The 21,424-nt window shown below is 40.2% G+C and carries 22 protein-coding genes; 9 read left to right on the forward strand and 13 right to left on the reverse strand.

The window, feature by feature from the left end:
* Position 1: 1 nt before the first annotated feature.
* The 3 genes from ESY88_RS13005 to ESY88_RS13015 form a co-directional block, all read right to left on the reverse strand.
* Positions 2-604 carry a DUF2490 domain-containing protein gene (locus ESY88_RS13005; RefSeq protein WP_147087186.1) on the reverse strand — a complete coding sequence of 201 codons (603 nt, stop codon included), beginning with the start codon at positions 602-604 and terminating at the stop codon, positions 2-4.
* Between the two features lie 61 nt (positions 605-665).
* On the reverse strand, positions 666-1,250 hold the full coding sequence (locus ESY88_RS13010; RefSeq protein ID WP_147087187.1) for a hypothetical protein: 585 nt from the start codon (positions 1,248-1,250) through the stop codon (positions 666-668).
* A complete protein-coding gene (locus tag ESY88_RS13015; RefSeq protein WP_147087188.1) occupies positions 1,237-1,800 on the reverse strand; it encodes a DNA-3-methyladenine glycosylase I in 564 nt (187 codons plus the stop codon). Before ESY88_RS13015 ends, ESY88_RS13010 begins: the two co-directional genes overlap by 14 nt.
* A 148-nt stretch (positions 1,801-1,948) precedes the next feature.
* Here ESY88_RS13015 and ESY88_RS13020 point away from each other — a divergent pair, with 148 nt between their 5' ends.
* Entirely contained in the window at positions 1,949-2,563 is a 615-nt protein-coding gene (locus ESY88_RS13020) for a thioredoxin family protein (protein ID WP_147087189.1), read from the forward strand.
* An 88-nt stretch (positions 2,564-2,651) separates the two neighbouring features.
* On the opposite strand, the gene ESY88_RS13025 is transcribed toward ESY88_RS13020, so the two are convergent.
* The 6 genes from ESY88_RS13025 to ESY88_RS13050 form a co-directional block, all read right to left on the reverse strand.
* Positions 2,652-3,410: an energy transducer TonB gene (locus tag ESY88_RS13025; RefSeq protein ID WP_147087190.1), complete on the reverse strand. Its 759-nt coding sequence runs from the start codon at positions 3,408-3,410 to the stop codon at positions 2,652-2,654.
* 265 nt (positions 3,411-3,675) lie between these two features.
* Positions 3,676-4,365, reverse strand: a complete 690-nt coding sequence (gene truB / locus ESY88_RS13030) for a tRNA pseudouridine(55) synthase TruB (protein WP_147087191.1) — start codon at positions 4,363-4,365, stop codon at positions 3,676-3,678.
* Positions 4,362-5,174 carry an undecaprenyl-diphosphate phosphatase gene (locus tag ESY88_RS13035; protein ID WP_147087192.1) on the reverse strand — a complete coding sequence of 271 codons (813 nt, stop codon included), beginning with the start codon at positions 5,172-5,174 and terminating at the stop codon, positions 4,362-4,364. Before ESY88_RS13035 ends, truB begins: the two co-directional genes overlap by 4 nt.
* A gap of 52 nt (positions 5,175-5,226) precedes the next feature.
* Complete coding sequence (locus ESY88_RS13040; RefSeq protein ID WP_147087193.1) at positions 5,227-5,496, reverse strand: DUF3098 domain-containing protein; 270 nt, start codon at positions 5,494-5,496, stop codon at positions 5,227-5,229.
* Between the two features lie 88 nt (positions 5,497-5,584).
* Complete coding sequence (locus ESY88_RS13045; RefSeq protein ID WP_147087194.1) at positions 5,585-6,244, reverse strand: hypothetical protein; 660 nt, start codon at positions 6,242-6,244, stop codon at positions 5,585-5,587.
* A gap of 250 nt (positions 6,245-6,494) precedes the next feature.
* On the reverse strand, positions 6,495-7,373 hold the full coding sequence (locus tag ESY88_RS13050) for a cell division protein FtsX (RefSeq protein WP_147087195.1): 879 nt from the start codon (positions 7,371-7,373) through the stop codon (positions 6,495-6,497).
* A gap of 404 nt (positions 7,374-7,777) precedes the next feature.
* Between ESY88_RS13050 and ESY88_RS13055 the strand changes: the two genes are divergently transcribed.
* The 6 genes from ESY88_RS13055 to ESY88_RS13080 all read left to right on the forward strand — a co-directional run bounded on the left by ESY88_RS13055 (position 7,778) and on the right by ESY88_RS13080 (position 15,450).
* A complete protein-coding gene (locus tag ESY88_RS13055; RefSeq protein WP_147087196.1) occupies positions 7,778-11,269 on the forward strand; it encodes a leucine--tRNA ligase in 3,492 nt (1,163 codons plus the stop codon).
* On the forward strand, positions 11,250-11,636 hold the full coding sequence (locus ESY88_RS13060) for a hypothetical protein (protein WP_147087197.1): 387 nt from the start codon (positions 11,250-11,252) through the stop codon (positions 11,634-11,636). The genes ESY88_RS13055 and ESY88_RS13060 overlap by 20 nt, the downstream gene beginning before the upstream one ends.
* A gap of 139 nt (positions 11,637-11,775) precedes the next feature.
* A complete protein-coding gene (ald, locus tag ESY88_RS13065) occupies positions 11,776-12,858 on the forward strand; it encodes an alanine dehydrogenase (protein ID WP_147087198.1) in 1,083 nt (360 codons plus the stop codon).
* A 100-nt stretch (positions 12,859-12,958) separates the two neighbouring features.
* A complete protein-coding gene (locus ESY88_RS13070) occupies positions 12,959-13,666 on the forward strand; it encodes a zinc metallopeptidase (protein ID WP_147087199.1) in 708 nt (235 codons plus the stop codon).
* A gap of 154 nt (positions 13,667-13,820) precedes the next feature.
* On the forward strand, positions 13,821-14,498 hold the full coding sequence (locus ESY88_RS13075; protein WP_147087200.1) for a Bax inhibitor-1/YccA family protein: 678 nt from the start codon (positions 13,821-13,823) through the stop codon (positions 14,496-14,498).
* 382 nt (positions 14,499-14,880) lie between these two features.
* Positions 14,881-15,450 (forward strand): tetratricopeptide repeat protein, encoded by a 570-nt coding sequence (locus tag ESY88_RS13080; protein ID WP_223270823.1) that lies wholly within the window; start codon positions 14,881-14,883, stop codon positions 15,448-15,450.
* 162 nt (positions 15,451-15,612) lie between these two features.
* Here ESY88_RS13080 and ESY88_RS13085 read toward each other — a convergent pair whose 3' ends face one another.
* On the reverse strand, positions 15,613-16,083 hold the full coding sequence (locus ESY88_RS13085) for an Lrp/AsnC ligand binding domain-containing protein (RefSeq protein ID WP_147087202.1): 471 nt from the start codon (positions 16,081-16,083) through the stop codon (positions 15,613-15,615).
* A gap of 241 nt (positions 16,084-16,324) precedes the next feature.
* Entirely contained in the window at positions 16,325-17,689 is a 1,365-nt protein-coding gene (locus ESY88_RS13090) for a saccharopine dehydrogenase family protein (protein ID WP_147087203.1), read from the reverse strand.
* A gap of 96 nt (positions 17,690-17,785) precedes the next feature.
* On the opposite strand from ESY88_RS13090, the gene ESY88_RS13095 reads away from it, so the two are divergent.
* On the forward strand, positions 17,786-18,181 hold the full coding sequence (locus ESY88_RS13095) for a DUF423 domain-containing protein (protein WP_147087204.1): 396 nt from the start codon (positions 17,786-17,788) through the stop codon (positions 18,179-18,181).
* A gap of 60 nt (positions 18,182-18,241) precedes the next feature.
* Complete coding sequence (gene pckA, locus ESY88_RS13100; RefSeq protein WP_147087205.1) at positions 18,242-19,858, forward strand: phosphoenolpyruvate carboxykinase (ATP); 1,617 nt, start codon at positions 18,242-18,244, stop codon at positions 19,856-19,858.
* Positions 19,859-19,982: 124 nt separating this feature from the next.
* Here the strand turns inward: pckA and ESY88_RS13105 are convergent, their stop codons facing one another.
* Complete coding sequence (locus ESY88_RS13105; RefSeq protein WP_147087206.1) at positions 19,983-20,735, reverse strand: uroporphyrinogen-III synthase; 753 nt, start codon at positions 20,733-20,735, stop codon at positions 19,983-19,985.
* Between the two features lie 16 nt (positions 20,736-20,751).
* A complete protein-coding gene (locus ESY88_RS13110; protein ID WP_147087207.1) occupies positions 20,752-21,405 on the reverse strand; it encodes a DUF4271 domain-containing protein in 654 nt (217 codons plus the stop codon).
* Positions 21,406-21,424 lie beyond the last annotated feature (19 nt).

Consider the following 21,424-nt stretch of genomic DNA (forward strand, 5'->3'; position numbering starts at 1 on the left):
TCTAAAGTTTCAAATCTAACGATGTATTGAAAAACAACTCATGATCGGTATTCATATTGAGTTTGTCTAAACGGTATTCCAACCCTAATTCCAAATTAAGGTCTTTGCTAAGCAAAATCCCTATACTTGGCGAAATACGGTATTCAAATTCAGGTTTTGAGATTTTGGATATGCTCCATAAAGCTTCGTTGTACAAAACGAAGTAGGTTTCACCAACATCCAATTTTAAACCTTGCAGCGGCACATCTAGGGCTAGGCGATAACGGTATCTAAAAACAGTTTCATCTTCATAAAAGCGCTGCTCACTTCTAAATCGATGCCCAAACCGGAGTGTGCTGAGTAAGGTTTTGGTGTTGAATTGCTGGGTTAGACGAATCTCACTGCTGGAGTCTTCAAACCAATCGCGGTTTCTCAATTTCAAACCTAAGCTTATACTACTTTTCAAATTGAGTCTTAGGGTTGAAAAATGGCTTAGTTCCAGCTGCCTCGTTTTAAATAGGGTTTCTTGATTGGTATACAGAAACGCCCGTGTTCCTAGCTCAAAATTGGTGCTGTAGGTATCGCTGAAATCATGGTTGATAGAAAAAATATTTTCGGTGAACATTTCTAAATGCTTCTGCGAAAAACCAAACAGAGGACCTAACAATAACAGCCCGATAATATATTTAGTACAGGATGTACTCATAGCTTTTTACTGTTAATTGGCGTGCTTTGATGAATGTGCCTGTTGGATCAAATGTTAGTTCTTTCAATAGCCATTTCTTATCAGTTTTAAGGTAGGCAATGATTTCATAGCTGGGCTGAAATTGGTGTTTTTCTGAAATCACCCTATCCATAAAGACTTTTACAACCATGTTGCCATTGTATCTATAGTGTTCTTGTATTTTGATGAAATCATATTTCTCAAAATTATTTTTGAGATAGTCTTCTATGGCCAACATTTGCTGCTTTTGAATTTTAGAAGGTTTAATTTTCTTCTCGATGTCCTCAAGTTTTCCGTTGGGGTTGAATTCTAGACTATACCAATGTCCTTTGTATTTGAATTTACTTTCATAGCTCGTTTTATCGCCATCTGTTTCCTTGTAAAAACGGATGCGTTTTGTGCCTTCCGGAAGCTGCTGCAAAAGTACCTGGGCTTCCTTAGGAAAATTGGAAAGCTCGATTCGTGATTCTTTTTCGTTTTTTTTCTGTGCAGATACCTTCAGCATAAAACAACCTAGCAGTAGCACGATCAGTCTAAACTTCATCATATCTAAAACAATTTATTTCATGATCGTTAATTAAACCCGTGGCTTGCAAGAATGCATACATCACGGTGGAGCCCACGAATTTGAATCCGCGTTTCTTGAGGTCTTTGCTAATGCCATCGCTCAACGGGGTATTGGTAGGCGCATTTTTATGGTTTTCCAACTTATTTTTCAGCGGTGATCCATCCACAAAATCCCAAATGTACTTTGTAAATGATCCAAATTCTTCTTGGATATCCATAAAGGCTTGTGCGTTGGTAATTGCGGACTGGACTTTTAATTTATGTCTTACAATGCCTTCATTTTTAAGTAAGGCGTCCACTTTTTCCTGATCATATTTGGCGATTTTTATATAATCGAAGCCATCAAAAGCAGCTCGAAAATGGGCGCGTTTGCGCAAAATCGTAATCCAGCTCAAACCCGCTTGAAAGGTTTCCAAAACGAGAAATTCAAAAAAAGTGGCATCATCCTTTACGGGAACGCCCCATTCCTGGTCATGATAGGCTTTATATAAAGCATCACCTTGGCACCAGCCACATCTCGGTTTTTCCATAGCTAATTATTGTATTCAAAAATAGTAAGATTTAGGGTAACCTTTCGTCTTTAGTTGAGTATTGTCCCGAAAAGGTAAGGCTTTATGACAAGAGTCATTTGTTGTAACTTGCCACTAAGCTAAATTGCAAACCTAAAACAGACTTATTTTGAAACACACCGCTACATTAGATACAATTATTGCTGAAAGTTTAGAGCGCGCCATTGGCTATCCCGAATACCGTAGAGTCGTGCATGATTTGGCTGAAGCAGGAAGGACTTCCGGACACGAAAAAACCGAAGAAATGGCCAACTACACAAAACTCAACGATAGCCGAATGAAACGCTGGGACAAGACTTTAAGGCTTTCTGAAGCGCAAGTGGTAAAAATCAAAAGCCTTAACAGCTCTCAAATTTGGCTGGTCATTGCCGAAAGCTGGTGTGGCGATGCTGCCCACGTGATCCCGGTGCTGAATAAAATCACGGAAGCTTCAGAGTACATCGATTTAAAACTGGTATTTCGCGATGAAAATGAGGCGCTCATGAACCAGTTTTTGACCAATGGCGCAAAATCCATCGCAAAACTCATCATGATCGATAAAGACAGTGGTGAAGTATTGCATTCTTTTGGGCCACGTCCGTCTTCAGCCACAAAATTGGTTAACAATTATAAAACTAAACATGGTAGCATCACTCCAGAATTCAAGGAAGAACTGCAACTCTGGTATAATAAGGATAAAGGGCAAGCGGTGATAAGCGATATTATTGAGTTATTGGATTTGTAATGCACTGTTATTATTAATCAAGAAGACCTTGAAGCGATCTAATTTTAGTCAATAGGGAATAAGCCGTTTAGAATCCTAGTTGAGGGGCTTAATTTTTTCCCTTAAAGTAATAGGTGATGGACCCAATTTGCTTGTTGTTATTGGCATCTTTAGAAAACAAAGCGCTTCCGGCATATTCTAATGCAGCATCAACAAGGCATTTGTTATCGCTGGATGAAGAAGAATTGATATAAGTATCGGTTACATTGCCTTCAGAATCCACGGTAATGTTGACCACAATCTTTCCGCTCACTTCACAGAGATACACAGGGGGTGGCAATTTGACTTTCGTACGATTCACCAGTGAAAAGGAAACACTACTATTTTTGTTTCCAAGGCTTGTTTTTTTGTCTTTTTCTGAAGAATGCATCGCCAGAATATCATTGGCCTTATTGAATGAATGGCGTTCTTGTTCCTTTATGGCATAGCTTTTTGAGGCGTTGTAGTCGCTGTTGGAGGTTTGCACATCGTTTAAATCTTCCACACTTGCTTCGGAAGGCATTGCAACTTCCCGTGACACATTTTCTCTATCATTAGACATGGATTTGAAATTATTCATGACCTCTTCATAAGCCTTGTCCTCATTGTAAGCCTCGTTGGTGCCACTATTGGCCTGTTCCCGGGCTTCGAGTTCCTTGATGCGCTCCATTTTCTCAAGTTCCTGAGCGGTTTGGGGCTCCATTTTGTAGAAACTCTCTGATAGAAATGCGGTGGTCTTGGTTAAGTGAAAACTGAACAAGCCCAGCACTACCGTTCCTGCTAGGAGCGCGGTAATGAATATAGCCTTATGTTTTTCAATAAAATTCAAGCGGAAAAAATTTAGTTTTCAATTAGTAACCTATATACGGGAATGTACAGAAAAAAGTTGATATCTGAAGAATTCTAGGCGGTTTGGTTGATTAGTTAAATTCAGAATTCAGAATTCAAAATTTCGTGTGAGGAATCGTCAGTTTTGGATATTTTTTTTAGCCAAGCTTTTTTAACAAGCAAAAGTTTCAGAAAAAAGATTGTAATTATATTTTACCAACTACCAACTACCAACTACCAACTACCAACTACCAACTACCCACTAACTACTTCAGTCTTGCAATAAAGTCTTCCGGCAAAACCGCATCCTTTACATCAAATTCTCCAATCTTTGTGCGTCTTAAAGCTGAAAGATGAGCGCCAGAGTCCAACGCCTTTCCGAAGTCATGTGCCAAGGAGCGAATGTAAGTGCCTTTGCTGCAAACCACTTTAAAATCGACTGCATTGCCTTCAATATGGGTAATGTCAAATGCTGAAATGTGCACGCGACGGGATTTGATTTCAACCGCTTCGCCAGCTCGTGCGTATTCGTAAAGCCGTTTTCCGTCTTTTTTCAAGGCTGAAAACACGGGGGGAAATTGATCAATATCGCCAATAAACTTTTTGGTGGTAGCATGAATTTTATCTTCAGTAATGTGCTCGGTAGGAAAGGTCTTGTCAATTTCAGTCTCCAAATCATAGGAAGCTGTGCTGCTACCCAAAACAAAAGTGCCGGTATATTCCTTGTCCTGGCCTTGGAAACTATCGATTTGCTTGGTCATTTTGCCGGTGCAAATAATAAGCAAACCAGTGGCCAAAGGATCTAATGTACCCGCATGCCCCACCTTGATTTTCTTGATATTGAATGCTTGGCGAATTTCCCAGCGCAATTTATTGACCGCTTGAAAGGAGGTCCAATGCAACGGTTTGTCTATGAGTAAAACTTGTCCGTTTTGAAAGTCTTCGGCCGTGCTCATATCGTTGTCAATCTGTAAATGAAAAAATGAATGATCAAAAGTGCCACTCCTAAGACAATGCGGTAATACCCAAAAATCTTAAATCCTTTTTTGCTGAGGTAGTCAATAAAGGATCTGATGGCAAGCAATGCCACGATAAAAGCGATAACGTTGCCAATAATGAGATAGTTGATCTGGTTGCTTGTCAATACAAAACCTGCTTGGTAATAGTCGTAACCCTTTTTGGCGGTTGCTCCAAACATGGTGGGCACGGCTAAAAAGAATGAAAATTCGGCAGCGGTTTTTCGATTTAATTTTTGGGTCATCCCACCAACAATGCTGGCGCCACTTCTCGAAGTTCCTGGGATCATGGCCAAACATTGAAAAAAGCCGATTTTCAAGGCGGTCAAATAACTAATTTGAGTATGTGCTTCTGGGTTTTGTGGGTCTTCAACTTCGTTGGCCTTAAACCAGTCGTCTACTTTGAGGAGGATAAAACCGCCAATAATTAGGGAGATGGCCACGGTTATGGGGCTTTCTAAAAGCTCGTCGATGACATCGTTGAGCAATAAGCCCAAAACCACAGCGGGCAGAAAGGCCACTAATAATTTAAAATAAAAATCCAGACTTTGGAAAAAGCGTTTCCAATACAACACCACGACCGCTATAATAGCGCCCAATTGAATGACGATGGTAAAGAGTTTGGTAAAATCGTCGGTAGCGATCCCCATGAATGAAGAGGCGATGATCATGTGACCGGTGGACGATACAGGCAAATATTCAGTAATGCCCTCGATGATGGCTAGGATGATAGCTTCAATGAGATTCATAAATACTAATTTCGAGGTTGGTTAATTTCGAGGTAAACGCTGAACTGTCACACTATTTTTTAGAATCGGCGTCTTTATTCGGGTTTAGCAAAATCGCATACACTTGAATCCCAAAACCGAGTAAGACCAAGGTTGGTGCTAATCTAATACGTCTCCAATTGAATATTTCAGGATTGAACACGTTGGGATCATCGCTGCCTCCACCTGCCATGAGGGCAAAACCCAGCGCGATGCAACCCAAACCAATAAGCATGAACTTGTAGTTTTTGGCACCGAAGATAAAATCGTTTTTTAAAGTTTCTTTGCGTTTCTGCTCTCCCATGATTCTCTTGTTTTCTGTAATAAAATGTTACTAAAGCGCTGCAAAGTAACGATTTTGTTGGGACAATTCCGTTAAGGTTTTGTCAATCTCATTGTTTATTTTTTGAGCTGCCTTCTGTAAAGGCAATTTGATCAATTAAATTTTCAAGTGTTTGCAGCTGCTCGTTAGAATCGTAAGAGATAATGATAGATACGCTAAAGCCTCTGTAAATGGTGGTCATATATTTTTGGCTGAAAGAGGCATCCATATAATTCCCAGAAACGGTCATGACGTCAAAGTCTTTTCCGCCAATGTTTTTTGAGCTGTAGTCGTCTTCAAAAGTGTAATTAACGACGGTTTGTTGCATCATTTTTTTTGCTTCATCCAGATAGTCACGACCGCGTTTCACTTTGGGGTACATATTCGTGTTTTCGGCAACGATGATGATGGAGTAATTATAGGCTACAGCAGCTTCCATTTCATAGCGATAGGCAGCAAACAGGTTGGCGGTATTGATTTCATTAGCCTTTACAGCCTGCTTTGTGCCCTCGTTGGTGATGAGTTCAGTGCCAAGATTGGCAATATCGTTCATTTCTTCGGGCGTTTGCACGTTCCAAGAATCGTCAAATGCAAAACGCATGTCAAAATAAGCGTTGGTATAAACGCCATTGCTAATGCTTCCGTAGTCAAAATTATTTGGAAGTTTCTGGTCTTGCTTACAGCCTAAAATGGAAACCAAAGCCAGTACACATGCGAGTTTTTTCAGCATAGAAACATAAAATTAATCAATATTGTCCGTCAAAGACTTAAGACCGTCCCGATAGCTATCGGGACTGCAAGACATAAGACTTGATTCGTAAACATTTGATAATTAAGCCTATCTGATTTTCATTTTTAACTTCAAAACTTAAAATATCTTTTAGAGTTTGAGCAAGCTATTTTATTTGAAATTTGCCTAGGAGCTTGCTGCTGTTAACAAAATCTTTGTTTATAAAAGCTTAATCGGACAAAAATGAAAATTAATAATAAAGGTGGTCGGTTTTTAAATTAAGGTAACGCTGTGTAGCGATAAAGGTGCTGATCCCAGTGATCAAAATGCCCAAGAGCAAAATACCTATAAAAAGCGAAGCAATTAACACAGGGCTCTGCAGCAATTGCAGTTCTGGGAAGGTTTTGTCCATATAATACAGCACAACGCCCATCCCCAAAAGTGCGACGATAGCACCAACAACGCCCAGTTGTACGCTTTTACCAATGAATGGTCTCCTAATAAACGATTTGGTGGCGCCCACCATTTGCATGGTCTTGATGATAAAACGTTTGGAATACACCTGCAATCTTATGGAACTGTTGATGAGCAATACGGCAATCAAGGTAAAAAGTCCGCTCAGGATCAAGACCCAAAATGTGATTTTCTTGACATTGTCGTTCATGAGTTCTACCAAGTCGTTGTCGTAACGAATTTCCTCAATAAATTTCTTGTTGGCTAGCTCCTCTGTAATTCCGTCTAAGGTTTCGTTGGTCACATAGTCTGCCTTCAGATAAACATCTATGGAATTCTGTAGCGGATTATAACCCACAAAATCCATAAAATCTTCCCCGGTTTCGGCTTTCATCAACTCGGCAGCTTCTTCTTTGGAGACATATTCAGTCTTTTTTGTGTATTCTGCCATGGCAAGGCTCTTTTCAAGCTGGTTGATTTCCACTTCCTTGGCCGATTCGTTGAGATAAATGGTCACAACCACCTGTTCCTTGAAATGATCGGCGACTTTTTTGGCGTTTAAGACCAAAAGCCCCAAACAGCCTAATAAAAACAAGACCAAAGCGATACTGATCACTACGGAAACGTACGAGGAAATTAACTTTCGTTTTTGGTACTGGTCAAAAGTGGACGCCATAAAGGATTTGGATTAACGCTGTAAAAATAAAAAACAAAACAGTATAGTTGAGCAAAAACACATACAATTTGATATTGGTTTGAGTAATTTTGAGTTTTGTAATTATTTTGGATTTGGACCTAGATTTTTACTGCTCGTGATAATTTAAACAGGCAAAGCTCAAATAAAACATGTACTCTGCGAGTCAGTTAGTTGCGATTTAGTCTAGATTATATGTTCTATAAGCAAAGCGGTCTAATATTTTAACCAGAAATTATGAAACAAATTGTTCATCCACAGTATTAGAACGATTAACTTTTAAATGTGTTGTAATACCTTTAAATTTGCGCGATCAATCTGTGTGCATAACGCAATTAATATGGCGCTCGTCGCCAGTATTTGAAAAGGATCCAAAAGCAAGCAAAATGAATTACGATTTTAATAATATCGAACAAAAATGGCAAGACTATTGGGCCAAAAACCAAACCTTTAAGGCCAGCAATCACAGCGATAAACCTAAATATTACGTGCTCGATATGTTCCCTTACCCCAGCGGTGCGGGCTTGCACGTTGGGCATCCCTTGGGTTACATTGCCAGTGATATTTATGCGCGTTACAAACGGCATAAAGGCTTCAATGTGTTGCACCCGCAGGGTTACGATAGTTTTGGTTTGCCTGCGGAACAATACGCCATCCAAACCGGTCAACATCCTGCGATCACTACCGAAACCAACATCAAGACCTACCGTCGCCAATTGGATCAAATCGGATTTTCTTTCGATTGGAGTAGGGAAGTGCGTACCAGCGACCCCAACTATTATAAATGGACCCAATGGATTTTTATTGAATTATTCGAATCCTGGTACAACCTCGAAACCGATAAAGCAGAATCGGTTGACACGCTCATCACAAAATTTACTTCGGAAGGCAATGCCGATGTGAAGGCAGTTTGCGATGATGATATCGCTACTTTTTCTTCGGAAGAATGGCAACAATTTTCTTCGGAAAAACAGCAAGAGATTTTACTTAAATACAGATTGACCTATCTCGCAGAAACCGAAGTAAACTGGTGTCCAGCACTAGGAACGGTTTTGGCGAATGATGAAATCGTGAACGGGGTTTCAGAACGTGGCGGACATCCCGTAGTGCGAAAAAAAATGACCCAGTGGAGCATGCGTATCTCGGCCTATGCTGAGCGTTTGCTGCAAGGTTTGGAAACCATTGACTGGACCGAAAGTCTAAAAGAAAGTCAGAAAAACTGGATCGGGAAATCGGTGGGTTCTGAGGTTAAATTCCCCATCCTATCCTTCCCCCAAGGGGAAGCGAAAGCGGGCTCTGATAATCGACCTGGATATATGACGGGTGGTAATAATTCTCATTTATTACTTGAACGTGCCAAAGAAATGCGAGCAAACCCTACTCAGGCTGAAGCTGCACTATGGGAGTGTTTGAGAAGTAAAAAAATCGAGGCTAAATTTAGACAGCAACATCTCATTGGCGATTTTATCGTTGATTTTGTGTGTTTGGATAAAGGTTTGATTATTGAGGTTGATGGAAAAATCCATGAAAATCAAATAGAAGAAGATCAGAAAAGAACTGAGCGATTGGAAAACGATTTTTATAAAGTGGTTCGATTTTCCAATGAAGAAGTGCTCGGTAATACCGATGCAGTTCTCAAAACTATTATCGCAGAATTAGAACAATTGGAATCTGTAAAAGATAAAAAACACGAGAGTGAGCAGCATTGGAGTGAGCAAGTCCTTCCCTTGGGGAAGGATTTAGGATGGGATATTGCTGTATTTACAACTAGACCAGACACTATCTTCGGTGTTAGTTTTATGACCCTCGCTCCCGAGCACGACTTGGTTTCCCAAATTGTTACAGAAGGGCAAAAAGCCGAAGTTGACGCCTATATCAAATCTACAGCAAAACGCAGTGAACGTGAGCGCATGGCAGATGTGAAGAGCATTTCTGGGGCATTCACAGGCGCTTATGCCGAGCATCCGTTTACAAAAGAACCCATTCCCATTTGGATTGGCGATTATGTTTTGGCCGGCTACGGTACGGGTGCAGTCATGTCTGTGCCTTGCGGGGATCAACGTGACTACGATTTTGCAAAACATTTTGGAATCCCGATACCGAACATCTTTGATAAGGTTGATATTTCCGAAGCCGCCTACAGCTCTAAGGATAATGTAGTGATTACCAACAGTGATTTCCTTAACGGAATGAACTATAAAAAGGCAGCTAAACGCGCCATTTTTGAACTTGAAAAACTGGGTCAAGGTACAGGTAAGACCAATTACAGATTGCGAGACGCGGTGTTTTCAAGACAACGGTATTGGGGCGAACCGTTTCCAGTCTATTACGTCAACGGGATGCCACAAATGATTGATCCTAAACATTTGCCCATACGCCTACCGGAAGTTGAAAAATACCTCCCCACCGAAGAAGGCGAGCCGCCTTTAGGAAGAGCAGATGTTTGGGCTTGGTGTACCGAAACGAATCAAGTGGTTTCTAATGATCAAGTGAATGATACCACTATCTTTTCTTTAGAATTGAATACGATGCCAGGTTGGGCAGGAAGCTCTTGGTATTTTTTCCGCTATATGGAACCTGGCCTTTCGGCAGACGGGGAAAGCAAGCGTGAAGAAACATTTGCAAGTGAAGAAGCCTTGAGCTACTGGGAAAACGTCGATTTATACATCGGCGGAAGCGAACATGCCACAGGCCATTTGTTGTATTCTCGTTTTTGGGTCAAGTTCCTTAAGGATCGCGAATTTGTAAGCATTGAAGAGCCGTTTAAAAAGTTGATCAATCAAGGGATGATTTTGGGGACTAGTGCTTTTGTTTATGGATTCAGCGTTGGAATAAAAAATATAAATCCTAAATTGGAAGTGCCTCTTAATAAAATACAGCGTTACATTATTCCTAGAGAATCATACCTCAAGGGAATAGAGGGCAATTATGATGAGCTTATATTAAGTTTAGTGGAAAAACATTTGAGTCATTATAAGGATGCTGGAAACGTAAATATTGAGTGGGACTTAGAGTTGTCGCCATTTGTTCCTATTCATGTCGATGTAACAATGGTTAACTCATCCAATGAACTCGATATTGATAAATTTAAAAGTTGGCAAGAAAATTTTAAGACATTGCAGTTTGTAACTAATGAAAATGGGAAATATATCGTTGGTCGCGAAGTCGAAAAAATGTCCAAATCCAAATACAACGTGGTTAATCCCGATGCAATTTGTGAGCAATATGGTGCCGACAGTCTTCGTCTCTACGAAATGTTTCTCGGCCCCTTAGAACAAGCCAAACCATGGAATACCGCAGGCATCACAGGAGTACACGGTTTTCTTAAAAAACTTTGGAAACTTTACCACCAAGGCGAAAACGCAAGCTTCAGCGTCATCAGTTCACCTCCCTTGGAGGGGCTAGAGGAGGTCTCAGCTGAGGCTTTTAAGACCTTGCACAAAACCATCAAGAAAGTAGAGGAGGATATTGAGAACTTTTCGTTCAATACTTCAGTATCTACTTTTATGATTGCGGTAAACGAGCTCACTGCGCAAAAATGCAATCACAAAGACATTCTTGAGCCTTTACTCATTCTGCTATCGCCTTATGCGCCACATATTGCTGAAGAATTATGGAATAAATTTGGACATGCCGAAAGTATTTCAACAGCTCCTTTCCCTAAGTTTGAAGAACAGTATTTGGTAGAAAGCAGCAAGAATTATCCCATTTCCTTTAATGGGAAAACGCGATTTACTTTGGAGATCCCATTAAGCCTTACCAAAGAAGAGGTCGAAAAAATTGTAATGGCACATGAAAAAACCCAAGCACAACTCGATGGACGTGTACCGAAAAAGGTCATCGTCGTACCGGGAAAAATTGTCAATATCGTGGGATAAAATTGTCAAAATCCCAAGGTGGGGACCGTATGATGTAGTTGGTGTGATCTTTTTCGCTGCTTTTGTGATCTCCACGTCATTCTTTTATTTTAATGAATGGCAATTTAACGCGGAAGACTGGAAAAGAGCGCCATCAAAGCGTCATGAAATGGTTGACGACCTGCTTGATTCCGAAATTCTAGTAGAAAAATCGAAAGAAGAGGTGCTAATGCTTTTAGGTGAGCCATATTCGGATATTGATAAAAATCGAGATATTTTTCGCTATCGATTGGGAACACCTCCTTCGTTTTTCAAACCGGAACGCGAGCAGCTTTTCATCGTTTTTGAAAAAAACATGGTTGTGAGTGTGGCCTTGGCAAATGAATGATCTTAGCTAGATTGATTTTGATAAATCTATAATCAATGCTTTAAATTCTACGAATTCTGTAAAAATTTTCAGTGCCCACGGTTTTAGTTGGTCAAGCCTGTTTTTCATTGTACTTTACTTCTCATAAAATTGTAACCTTATGATTATTGGCATCCCAAAAGAAATCAAAAACAATGAAAGCCGCGTCGGGATGACTCCCGGAGGCGTATTTGAACTCACTAAAAAAAAGCACAGTGTTTTTATACAGAGTACAGCGGGAGAGGGCAGCGGATTTCCAGATAAGTTGTATACCGAGGTTGGTGCTGTAATTGTTGATAGCATTGAAGAGGTTTACGCTAAAAGCGACATGATCGTCAAGGTAAAGGAGCCTATTGCTTATGAGTATCCCTTGATTAAATCAAACCAATTGCTGTTTACGTATTTTCACTTTGCATCAAGCCAAACCTTGACCGAGGCCATGATCAAGAGTAATTCAGTTTGTATTGCTTATGAGACTGTTGAAGATGAAGATGGTACCTTGCCTTTGTTGACTCCAATGTCTGAAGTTGCAGGTCGTATGGCCATTCAGCAAGGCGCTAAATACCTTGAGAAACCAATCAAAGGTCGAGGCGTTTTATTGGGTGGGGTTCCTGGAGTTCCGCCAGGGAAAGTGTTGATTCTTGGGGCAGGTGTTGTTGGCGTGCAAGCTGCAAAAATGGCTGCAGGATTAGGCGCACATGTCACCATCATGGATATTAATATGAAACGGCTCAGATACGTTAATGACGTTATGCCAAGTCACGTCACTACAGAGTTTTCTAGTGAATATAACATTAGAAAGCACATCCAAACCCACGATCTCGTGGTTGGAGGTGTATTGGTAAAAGGTGGAAAAGCCCCAAAATTGATTACCAGGGATATGCTCAAATTGATGCGGCCAGGAACGGTAGTTGTTGATGTAGCTGTTGATCAAGGAGGCTGTTTTGAAACAACGAAGGCCACAACCCATGAAGATCCTATTTACATTATTGATGATGTCGTGCATTATTGTGTGGCCAACATGCCAGGAGCAGTGCCTTATACATCCACTTTAGCCCTTACCAATGTGACTTTGCCCTATGTTTTAAAGTTAGCCAATACTGGTTGGGAAGCTGCCTGTGAGGCAGATGCTACTCTGGCTAAAGGTTTAAATATTGTGCATGGCGAAATTGTGTATGATGGTATCGCTGAGGCTTTTGCTTAATTGCCTATAATACCAAGACTGACACTTCTTCCGTTTTATATTTTAGAAATCAGAATGGCTTGTTTTTTGCTATAGACTAATTCTAAAAAGAAAAATAATTATGGGAGGAATAGGAATTGGGTATTGGATCTTAATTGGTGCCATCGCTCTTGTGAGTTGGTTGGTAAGCAACAAATTGAAAAAGAAATTTGAAAAATATTCAAAAGTCCATTTGCGCAATGGCATGAGCGGACAAGAAATTGCCGAAAAAATGCTTGCTGATAATGGCATTTCAGACGTTGAGGTCATTTCGGTAAAAGGACAGTTGACCGATCATTATAATCCTAAAAACAAAACAGTTAACTTAAGTGAATCCGTTTTCAACCAACGTAACGCAGCCGCTGCAGCAGTGGCAGCACATGAGTGCGGTCATGCGGTGCAACATGCCCAAGCTTATAGCGCCTTAAAAATGCGTTCGGCTTTGGTGCCCGTAGTTTCAGTAACTTCTGGCATGTCACAATGGTTGGTGATTGGTGGTTTAATCTTGGGCGCTGCGGCGGGTGCAGGTTTTGGGTATTGGATTGCAGTGGCAGGTTTGGTGTTTATGTCGTTTGCGACTTTATTCAGCTTTATCACATTGCCTGTGGAATACGATGCCAGTAATCGCGCTTTGGCGTGGTTGAAAACTGGAAATATGCTTACGCCCGAAGAATATAAAAGCTCTGAAGATGCGCTCAAATGGGCGGCAAGAACTTATCTCGTGGCAGCCATTGGCGCCTTGGCGTCTTTACTATATTGGGCAATGGCCGTTTTTGGTGGTCGCGACTAATACATTTTAACTTTTGATTCACTAAAACCGAAAGCCTATATTTCATAGAGCTTTCGGTTTTTTTGCTATTTTAGTCCACTCAAATTAAAACTTACTTAAGGAAAATACCAATCAAAATCAATTTGACCAACCGGGACAATTTGATGGTAAATTAGTGGTAAGCCAATTAGCGACCGACGCCCGTGTTGCCTTTTACAAAAAGACCTACGCCCACGTCGCAGGCGGTGTTTTGGTATTCATTCTTTTTGAGTGGCTCTTGCTGCAAAGCGAAACCATTGTCGATTTTACCTTATCCTTGACTCAAGGCTGGCGTTGGCTCATCATGCTTGGTGGCTTTATGTTCATTACCAATTATGCTGAAGGCATGGCGCTAAAAACCAAAGACAAGAACAAACAATACCTCGCATTCGGACTCTACATTCTCGCGGAAGCCTTTATTTTTGTGCCTTTGATATATATTGCAGCCTATTACATGGAGTCTGGTCCAGAAATCCTTAACCAAGCGGCTATTGTGACTTTGGCTTTGTTTTCAGGCTTGACCGCTGTAGTTTTTGTGACCAAGAGAGACTTCTCTTTCTTAAAAACCGGATTGACCATTGGCTTTTTCATCGCCATTGGTCTCATCGTTGCTGGTTCGCTCTTCGGATTTAATCTGGGGCTTTGGTTTTCTGTGGGGATGTGTTTGCTGGCGGGAGCCGCGATTTTATACCAAACCTCTAATTTGATCAATAAATATGCGGTAGATGAATACATTCCAGCATCCTTGGGCTTGTTTGCGTCTTTGATGTTGTTGTTTTGGTATGTACTTTCGATATTTATGTCAAGAGATTGAGACTTCTTAAAAAATTCTTCCGAAGGAAAAAAACACAGGTATCCTAATCTGGAATGCTTTCTTATAGTGGAATGAGAAATACATCTTCAAGCTGTACTGAAAAAGGCGGCAATCAAAAATTACAATACAATGCAACTAAAAACGATTAAACCAATTGTAATAATACTGTCCCTTTTTTTTTATGCAATGCTCAGGTCAAAATCGCGAGCCGACAGAAACGGCCGAAGCTAAAAGAGTACGGCAGGATTCAATCATTAAAAAATATGTTACAAATTGTGCTAAAACTTATAATTATAAGTCGCAAATGCCTGAATGGCAACAATGCCTTGATGCCGGTTTAAAAGTTGACAGTACCGTAGCCTATTTTTGGCAACTAAAGGCAATGCCATATTTTAAAGCAAGAAAATATGAGGTTGGTATGGTATATATCGACAAGGCCGTTAAGTACGACCGTAAAAGATATCTAAGCTACAGAGCTTTTATCAAATGTATTTTTGCCAAAACCTATAAGGACGCCATTACAGATTTTGAGGCCTGTATAGAAATGGAAGGCAATACTTATGTCATGGACCATACCTATCAATTTCACATTGCTTTGTCTTATCTACAGTTGAATGAATTTGAAAAAGCCGAAGCAATCTTTAAAAAAGATATTAGTGAACAGGAAGAAGAATGGGGTGAAGCCCACTATCTTGATTTGTTTTATTATGGCATTAGTAAATACGAACAAGGCAAATGGGAAGAAGCCCTTTATGAGTTCAATAAGTCATTAGCAATTGCGCCCATGTTCTCAGATGTGGAGTATTATAAAGCACTTTGCTTATACCGTTTAAGTAGGTTTGATGAATGCCAAGCGTTATTAAAAACAGCCAAAGAACACGCTGAAGAAGGATTTTCGTTTAATGAGGATAATGCTATTTATGAAACTTATCCTTATCAGGTAAGATGGTGAAAAAATATAAATACTTCCGAAGAAATAAAAAATAGAAAAAGCATCCTTATTTTGGGCTGCTTTTTTTGGTTTAAACCGTTTCAAACGGTTCTTAGAACGTTGGCCTTCTGAAGAGAAGTCTAAAACATATTTGATAAAACAATTTTTTCCGCAGAAAAAAACCTAAATCTTAATCTGCCTATCAATTTGTTGGTTTAAGGAAATAAATGTTTCCGTTCTTGAAACGCCGGTAATGGATTGAATATCCTTGTTGAGCACTTGCATCAAATGCTCATTGTCTTTACACAGTATTTTGATGAAAATACTCCAATTACCCGTGGTGTAGTGGCATTCCAAAACTTCGGGGATTTTTTGAAGTTGCTTGACCGCTTCTGGGTTGCTCATCGCCTTATCCAAGTGAATCCCGATAAAAGCCATCGTGGTGTAGCCCAAAATCTTCGGATTGATGACAAATTTAGAACCCGAGATCAAACCCGATTTCTCCAATTTCCGCAGGCGCTGATGTATGGCAGCCCCAGAAATCCCAACGTTACGCGCAATTTCCAGAATTGGCGTTCGCGCATCTTCCATCAAGGCACGTAGGATTTTTTTATCAATCCCGTCAATTTGAATATTTTGATTGATTACTTTCATCTCAGTTCTCGCGCCTGTCTGCCGGCAGGCAGGAAAGCAGGAATCTTCGGTTATTAACTAAATTAGTATTGTAAAAATTTCATCTTCATTCTAAACTTTCAACGGATTACATTCCTGTTTGGGTCGTTCGCGACCGACCCCTACTTCGTCTTCAACTGCAATTAGTCTATGCTCTATGCTCTATATTCTTTTTTCAACTTCAACTTCAATTTCAACTTCAACTTCATCTTCAACCTTCATTCTAAACATTCAACGGATTATACCCCAAATAAGGCACTTCCTTTTCAGTAAACACAATACCAAATTCTTGTAACTCTTTTAAGATGGGTTGGTACACTTCCTTATTGATAGGGATTTGAACACCAGGGGTGGTAATTTTTTCGTTCAAGATGGCCAATGTGGCGATTGCAACGGGTAGGCCAACGGTTTTTGCCATGGCGGTATACGTTTGATCTTCGCCAATAGTGACCATGGTCGAGTCGATTTGATATTCTTTGCCGTCGAGTTCGTATCCAAATTTGTGGTACATGACCAGCATGTCCTTATCGTCTGGACCCAATTGCCAGCTGTCCATCAATATTTTCTGAAGGATTTCTGCAGGGGTTGCTTTTTTAAGTGCCACCATTTTCTTGTTACTGAAGATGTCTAGCTCTATCAACTTGTCCCAGACAATATCGTCTTGATCGATTTTTAAGGCCATTCTAAATTTCAACTCCACAGAATCTGTTGGGCTGTAAGCTAAAAACGCATTCATAAAATCTCGGTAACTCATGTTTTCGCTGTCGTCAATGGTGTAGCTATCGTCGGTTAAGCCCAGTTGCACAAACATGTTCCAGGCACGACTGTAACCCACACGTCTCATAGAACCGCGATAAAGTGTCTTGATGCTATCCAGACCATAAATCGATTGGTATTTGAGCGAATCACGATTGGCGTAGGCTTCAAATCTTCCGTAGCCATCGATTTCCAAAAACTCGGTACGTCTAAACAAACGGTGGTAGGGGATGTATTTATAAGTGCCTTCCTGAATGAATTTTGCCGCGCTGCCTTGACCGGCAACCACCACATTTCTTGGGTTCCAAGTGAATTTGTAGTTCCAAAGGTTATTGTCGCTTTCTGGAGCTACCAAGCCGCCAGCAAAGGATTCGAACAAGATGATTTTGCCGCCTTTTTCTCGAATACGGTCCAAAACGTCCATGGCGCTCATATGATCAAGTCCTGGATCCACGCCAATTTCGTTCATGAAAACCAGTCCTTTATTTTTTGCCGCCTTATCCAAATCGGCCATTTCACTGCTCACGTATGAAGCAGTGACCATATTTTTTCCGAAGCTAATACAGTCTTTGGCCACTTCAATGTGATAGCGTGCAGGAAGCATGGAAATCACAATATCGGCATTCTCAATGGCTTTTTCTCGAGCAGATCTGTCAAAAACATCCAAAGCAATGGCTTGAGAGTTTTTATGATCATTGAGTAAATTTTTGGCGTTTTGAATGTCTTTATCGGCAACAATGATGTGGAGGTCCTCTTCTTCAGATTTATCCAATAAATATTTGAGAAGGTAGGAGGTCGATTTCCCTGAACCTATGATTAAAATCTTTCGCATAATGGGTTTTGTTGAGTAATTTCGTAATGAAGTTGAGCAACTTCATTACGAAATTACTAAATACTCAGGGTTATAAAAACCAAAACCGCAAATATTATGAATAAAATCTGTCTCCTTATTGCTGCTTTTTTAGGAATTGTTGCCATCGCATTAGGCGCATTTGGTGCCCACGGACTAAAGGAGTTGATTCCTGTCGCCTCACAACTCACTTTTGAAACAGGGGTTAGGTATCAAATGTACCATGCGATTTTTCTACTATTTATCGGAAGTTTTGGTGCACTCAGCTCAAAATCCCAACGCAGCATTTGTATTTTGGTAACGCTTGGTGTGCTTTTGTTTTCTGGTTCAATTTATGCTTTGGCGACAAATAATCTGAGCAGTTTTGATTTTAAAGCCATCGGCTTCATTACGCCTATAGGTGGATTATTGTTGATAGTGGCTTGGGTAATATTGTTTGTAAATATTCTCAAAATGAAGACCGATAAATCCTAAAATAGAGCAGCTACTTTAAAATATTGTGTAATTTTGTCGCCTAAACAAAAACAACAAATTATGGTAGACCATACACAAACTACGAAAACGATTGCGCTGGAACACTATGGCATCAAAAATGCCAAGGTAAGATATCAATTACCGCCAGACGAACTTCAAAAAATCACAGTTGATAAAGGGCAAGGAGTTGAAACCGCCTCCGGAACGCTGGCGGTTAATACTGGAGAATTTACCGGCAGGTCGCCTCAAGATCGTTTTATAGTTAAGGACGATATTACAAAAGATCGCGTTTGGTGGAGCAATATAAATATTCCATTTGAGTCTGATAAATTTCAGAAATTATATGACAAGGTAGCGGATTACTTATCTGAAAAGGAAGTTTTCGTAAGGGATAGCTTCGCTTGTGCCGATGAAAATTACAAGTTAAAAATTAGAGTGATTACCGAGCATCCTTGGAGTAATATGTTTGCTTATAACATGTTTTTGCGTCCAACGGAAGCAGAGTTGGAAAACTTCACGCCAGAATGGACCGTTGTTAACGCACCGGGTTTTATGGCAGATCCAGAAGTGGATGGCACGCGTCAACACAACTTCGCTATTTTAGACTTTACTAGAAAAATAGCGCTTATTGGAGGTACAGGGTACACCGGTGAAATCAAGAAAGGCATTTTCTCTGCGCTTAATTTTATCCTTCCTGTTTTTAAAGAAACCATGCCCATGCATTGTAGCGCCAATGTTGGTAAGGATGGTGATACCGCTATTTTCTTTGGTTTGTCTGGTACAGGAAAAACCACCTTATCTACAGACCCCAATCGCAGTTTGATTGGCGATGATGAACATGGTTGGACCAAGGAAAATACCGTGTTCAATTTTGAAGGTGGCTGTTATGCTAAAGTGATCAATTTGTCACAGGAGCACGAGCCGGAAATTTACGGAGCCATAAAAAAAGGAGCCATCTTGGAGAATGTGATTCTCAATGGAAAAGGAGAGGTTGATTTTGAGGATACATCGATTACTCAAAACACAAGGGTGAGTTACCCTATTTATCATATTGATAACATTAGGAAACCTTCCATTGGTAAAAATCCTAAGAATATCTTTTTCTTGACGGCCGATGCTTTTGGCGTTCTACCTCCAATCTCCAAGCTAACGCCAAGTCAAGCAGCGTATCACTTTATTTCTGGATATACGGCTAAAGTTGCAGGCACTGAAGCTGGTGTTGTTGAGCCCGTTCCTAGCTTTTCAGCGTGTTTTGGAGCGCCATTCATGCCTTTGCATCCCGCAAAATACGCAGAGATGCTGAGTGAAAAAATGAAAGCATCTGGCGTAAATGTTTGGTTGGTCAACACGGGTTGGACCGGTGGCCCTTACGGTGTTGGTACGCGTATGAAATTGAAATATACCCGAGCGATGATCAATGCGGTGCTCAATGGCGAATTAGGACTTTATGATTATGACCACTACCACATCCATTCCGTTTTTGGGGTGGCACAGCCAAGAACCTGTCCGGGAGTTCCTGATGAAGTTTTGAGTCCAAGAACAACCTGGAACGACGATGAGAATTATTACAAGACAGCATTTAAATTAACAAATGCCTTCCGTGAAAACTTTAAAAAGTTTGAAGCCGATGCAAGTGAAGCCACAAGAAGAGGCGGCCCACAGCGTTATGCCTTCTAAAGCTTAGTATTCTAAATTTAAAAATAGTGTTATAAAAAAAGTGCGATCTCATTGAGGTCGCACTTTTTATAAGTAATTTTTTTCTAACTTCTAACTTCTAACTTCTAACTTCTAACTTCTCGCATTACTTCCGCTTGTTCATCTTATCAATGTATTTGTCTAAAGCCATGGTCATGGAAGGTGTTTCAGGTGTTGGCGCAGCAATGTCCACTCGCAACCCATGGTCTTCAACCGCCTTGATGGTGGTGTTGCCAAAAACTGCAATACGCGTTTCGTTTTGTTTGAAACCAGGAAAGTTATGAAAGAGCGACTCAATCCCAGACGGGCTAAAGAACACCAATATGTCATAAGTAACGTTCTCAAGATCGGAAAGATCACTTATCACTGTTTTATAAAACACGGCTTGTTTCCATTTCACATTTAAACCATCCAGAGTCTCAGGAACCTCAGGTTTTAGCTTATCTGTGGTAGGCAAAAGGAAGTGTTCATCCTTGTACTTTTTGATTAGCGAGGTCAAATCTGAAAATGTGCGCTTGCCAACGTAGATTTTACGTTTTCTATAGACCACATACTTCTGAAGGTAGTAAGCAACAGCTTCCGATTGGCAAAAATACTTTAAGGAGTCTGGTACTTTAAAACGCATTTCATCGGCAACCCTAAAAAAGTGATCCACAGAATTCCTGCTGGTTAAAATAATAGCGGTATAATGGCTTAAATCTACTTTTTGTTGTCTAACTTCCTTAGCATCCACGCCTTCAACATGAATGAATGGTCTAAAGTCTATTTTTACTTTTTGCTTTTCCTGTAGATCGAAGTAAGGCGAATTTTCTATTTTAGGTTCAGGCTGAGATACTAAAATGGTTTTCACTTTCGTCATAGTCCTTTGAAGTAGTTTAGGCGTTGCTGTCTATAATTAACTTAGATAAAATTAGATAGGGTCCAATTTCAAGTGCGCAAAGATACAAAATAAAATAGAATATGTTGTTGAGCAGTAATTTTTGATACATTTTAAAGGTGGAGATAAACCCAACTAGATTTATTATAACAATCACTATTAAAATGCCATAGATTAGTGATTTTGATGGAGTCAAAGTATAGATCAAAATACAATTAACGGGCAACAGTATAAATCCCGTATAATTTTTAAATGTTGTTTTTTGAAACAAATAAGAATCAATGATCGTATCAATTTCAAACAGGCTGCCAATTAAGCGCTCTAAAAGCACCTTACTTAGAAACAGCACGCCCACACCAAACAGCAACTTGAAAAATTGGTCGAGATCAAATGCTGATGGATGTACCAAGGTAGAATAACAAACATAAGCGAAGATTGCTACCGAAATAATGAAATTCACAAAATAAAGCGCATCAAAACCATCGATGAACTTTTGGTCTCTAGAATAAATCTTGAGGTATTTAGAATTGCCCAGTACAGAAATAAAATCGCTGTAGCGATGCGCAAACAAATATTTGGACAATGCCACTGCAACCAAGCCCACAGTCAAGGCAATCGTGAACCAATCGTTTGAAACAACTTCTCTTAGCATGGCCTAAAATTATGAAGAA

Origin of the sequence: Subsaximicrobium wynnwilliamsii (assembly GCF_007997225.1) — a bacterium.
In the GTDB taxonomy this organism is placed as follows: Bacteria; Bacteroidota; Bacteroidia; order Flavobacteriales; family Flavobacteriaceae; genus Psychroserpens; species Psychroserpens wynnwilliamsii.